The sequence below is a fragment of the Streptomyces fuscigenes genome (genome assembly GCF_021556455.1).
Classification (GTDB): Bacteria; Actinomycetota; Actinomycetes; order Streptomycetales; family Streptomycetaceae; genus Streptomyces; species Streptomyces fuscigenes.
Genome location: NZ_JAKGCV010000506.1, coordinates 1 through 3,648, shown reverse-complemented (window position 1 = coordinate 3,648; position 3,648 = coordinate 1). Strand labels below are relative to the sequence as shown.

At 74.6% G+C, this 3,648-nt stretch carries 2 protein-coding genes; one reads left to right on the top strand and one right to left on the bottom strand.

What is annotated here, in order from left to right; all coding sequences use genetic code 11:
• Positions 1-225: 225 nt before the first annotated feature.
• On the bottom strand, positions 226-1,587 hold the full coding sequence (locus tag L1885_RS25375; RefSeq protein WP_235799501.1) for an NAD(P)/FAD-dependent oxidoreductase: 1,362 nt from the start codon (positions 1,585-1,587) through the stop codon (positions 226-228).
• Between the two features lie 609 nt (positions 1,588-2,196).
• Here L1885_RS25375 and L1885_RS25370 point away from each other — a divergent pair.
• Positions 2,197-3,153 (top strand): TetR/AcrR family transcriptional regulator, encoded by a 957-nt coding sequence (locus tag L1885_RS25370; RefSeq protein ID WP_372482025.1) that lies wholly within the window; start codon positions 2,197-2,199, stop codon positions 3,151-3,153.
• Positions 3,154-3,648 lie beyond the last annotated feature (495 nt).

Below are 3,648 nucleotides of genomic sequence, written 5' to 3'. Positions count from 1 at the left end.
CGTTCCACCCGTTCCACCTGCTCCACCTGCTCCAGCCGGCTCCGCGCCGGCGCGCGGGCGGCGTGCACCGCAGTGCTGCTTCACCCCACTGAAGTCACCACACCCGAAGGAGACACACCATGTCCCCACCCACTCCCGCGCGCCCACGCCTCCGTGTCCGCGTCCGCCTCCCCGTCCGTCCTTGCGTCCCCGGCCGATCCCGCCTCAGGGGTTCGCGGGGGCCCGTCAGAGGTCTTGCGCGTCGCCCGGGAAGCGGAAGCCGGGCGAATCCGGGAACCCCTTGCGCGGTCCCCCGCGCGCCCCGCCGCCCGCGGCGCTCTCGAACTCCGCACGGGGATGCTCCAGCGAGCCGAGCGAGACGATCTCCCGCTTGAACAGCCCCGAAAGGGTCCATTCGGCGAGAACGCGCGCCTTGCGGTTGACGGTGGGCATGCGGCCCAGGTGGTACGCCCGGTGCAGCAGCCACGCCGGATAGCCCGTCAGGCGCCGCCCCCGGACGTGGCCGATGCCCTTGTGCAGGCCCAGGGACGCGACGGAACCGGCGTAGACGTGCCGGTACTCGGTGAGCGGGGCGTCCCGCAGCGACGCGGCGAGGTTCCGCGCCAGCACGGCCGCCTGGCGCACGGCGTGCTGCGCGGTGGGCCGGCACGTCTCGTCCGCCCCGGCTCCCGCCTGCCTCGCCGCGAGGTCGGGGACCGCCGCCGCGTCCCCGGCCGCCCAGGCGTGCTCCCGGCCCGCGACCGACAGGAACGCCGTGCACTCCACGCGGCCACGCGCGTCGCGCGGCAGGTCGGTGGCGTCGAGAAGGGGGTGCGGGCGCACCCCGGCCGTCCACACGAGCGTGCGGGTGGGCAGGACGGTGCCGTCGCTGAGGTGGGCGATCCGGCCCCCGATCGAGTCGAGCCGGGTGTGCAGGCGGACGTCGATGTTGCGCCTGCGCAGCGCGCGCACCGCGTAGTGCGCCATCTCCTCGTCCACCTCGGGAAGGATGCGGTCGGCCGCCTCCACGAGGATCCACCGCAGGTCGTCCGCCGTGACGTTGTGGTAGTACCGCGTCGTGTAGCGGGCCATGTCCTCCAGTTCGGCGAGCGCCTCCACGCCCCCGAAGCCGCCGCCGACGAAGACGAAGGTCAGCGCCGCCTCGCGGACGGCCGGGTCGCGCGTGGACGAGGCGATGTCGAGCTGCTCGACGACGTGGTTGCGCAGGCCGATGGCCTCCTCGACGGTCCGGAATCCGATGCCGTGCTCGGCGAGCCCCGGCACGGGCAGCGTGCGCGACACGGCGCCCGGCGCGAGGACGAGTTCGTCGTACTCCCGCTCGAACGCGCCCGAACCGTCCTCGACGGAGGCGGCCGTGCGCAGCGTGACCGTCCGCCTGTCGTGGTGGACCGCCGTCACCTCCCCGACGACGACGCCGACGCGGTCCAGCACGGCGCGCAGGGGCACCACGACGTGGCGGGGCGAGATGTTCCCCGCGGCCGCCTCGGCCAGGAACGGCTGGTACGTCATGTAGGGGTCCGGCGACACCACGGTGATCTCGGCCTCGGCCGGATCGAGTGCCCGGCGCAGCGCCCGTGCCGTGTACATACCGACGCATCCGCCGCCCACGACGAGGATGCGCGTCGCCGGGCGGGCGGGGGGACGGCGTTCCGGCGCCTCCCGCGCCTCCCGCACGTCGCCCGGGGCTCCAAGTGCTCCCCGTACGCCTGGGACTCCAGGTGCTCCCGGGGCTCCCGGGCCGTCGCTCCGTGCCGCTTCTCCCGTTTCCGGGCCGTCGCTCCGCGCCGCTCCTCGTGCGGCTCGCCCGCTGCCGCGTCCTGCCTGCCGTGTGGTGCCTCGGGGGGTCTCAGCCATCACCACCCCATGAGGCAACGCGGCCCCGGGTTTGTCCACAGCCCCGGCAAATTGTGTGACCGGCGAGTGCGGCCCGGTGTCACGGGACATTTCTCCGTACTGGTCAAAGGTCTCGCAGGTCGGGGCCGTTGTGGGGCCGTTCCCTCGTTGGTTGAATCAGGTATCTTCTCGCCCTTGCTCCGATCGGGGCCCCTCCGTACGGAATTACCCCTTCTGAATTGCGGTGGGCTCAACTATGTTCGTATCTCATCGGAGGTGCAGGTCCGTGACTGGTCTGTGCCCTTCGTGTCGAAAACGGGGAATGTCTCCGGGGGGAGACGTACATGAGCCGGGGGAACGGTCATGCACATTCAGGATTCGCAATGGCAGACGGCATCGGTCGCCGGCACTGACGAACGCGGCTTCACGGGGACCGCGAGTGCCGCACACAACGCATGGCGCGGCGGACAGGGCGCGGGGCGCGGCCCGGCGGGCGCCGGCGCCACGCAGCAGACGGGAGCCGGGGCCGTGCGCAGGGCCCCCGGGACGGGGCAGGTGACGGTGGCGCAGGCGGTCACGGCGCAGACGGCGGGCCAGAGCCAGGGGCAGGCCGGTCCCGGTGGGCCGAGTGCCCCCGCCGGCACGGCACCGGGCGTGCGCTCCGCCCCGCTGCGCGTCGACGCGCAGCGCAATCTGGAGCACGTACTGCGCGCGGCGCGCGAGGTGTTCGGGGAACTGGGCTACGGGGCGCCGATGGAGGACGTGGCGCGCCGGGCCCGCGTCGGCGTGGGCACGGTGTACCGAAGATTCCCCAGCAAGGACGTGCTGGTGCGCCGGATAGCGGAGGAGGAGACCTCCCGGCTGACCGACCAGGCGCGCACCGCGCTCGGCCAGGAGGACGAGCCGTGGCCCGCCCTCTCGCGCTTCCTGCGGACCTCGGTCGCCTCGGGCGCGGGACGGCTGCTGCCGCCGCAGGTCCTGCGGGTGCGGATGGCCTCCGACGAGGCGCCCCTGCCCGCCGACTCGCGCGTCCCGCAGCAGCGCAACCCGGGGCCCGGGGACGAGGCGCGCCCGGTCGAGCACCGGCTGAGCGTCGACGAGCTCGACGCCCCGGGTGCGGTCGAACTGCTCGATGTGGTGGGTCAGTTGGTGGAGCGGGCGCGAGAGGCCGGTGAGCTGCGCCGCGATGTGACCGTCGCCGACGTGCTCCTGGTCATCGCGACCGCCGCCCCGTCCCTCCCGGACGCGGCCCAGCAGGCCGCCGCCTCCTCCCGGTTGCTGGACATCCTGCTCGAAGGCCTGCGCCCCAGGGCGCTGTAGCCGGGCGCCGCGGCCGCCGCGAACAGCCGCTCCGGCGCCTCGGACAGCCATCGCGGCCGCGGGTGGGCCGGTTCCGCGGCTGTGCGCGGGGACCGGTCGCGGCTTCTCCTTCGGCCGCGCGCGATCGACCGGGGCCCACCGCGCGCCGGTTTTCCGCCGCCCCGTCAGCCGTCGAACTGACGTGCCGTTCCCGCGGTCGCCGGCCCGCGCGAACGGGCGGAAGGCGCAGGCCGCGTGACCGTGGCGCGTCCCTCGCGTGTGCTTGCCCGTCAACCGCTCCCGTGCTGCCTCTCCGCTGTGGCACGCTTACCCGGTGTTCGGGTCCGAGGGTGCATACGGGGGCTTCCGCGATGAGCGGTGACGGTCGCGACGAGCCGGCGGGCGGGGCCGGCGCAGACGGCGGGACGGAGGCCGGCGGGCCCGCCGCGCGGCAGGTGCCCAGCCAGGGCGGCCCGGTCGGGTCCGGCTCTCCCGTCGGTCCCCCCGGTGTGCCCG

Bases quoted from the DNA above. Each gene is read 5' to 3' on its own strand.
- L1885_RS25370 (WP_372482025.1), top strand. From the start codon at position 2,197: ATGCACATTCAGGATTCGCAATGGCAGACGGCATCGGTCGCCGGCACT.
- L1885_RS25375 (WP_235799501.1), bottom strand. From the start codon at position 1,587: ATGTACACGGCACGGGCGCTGCGCCGGGCACTCGATCCGGCCGAGGCC.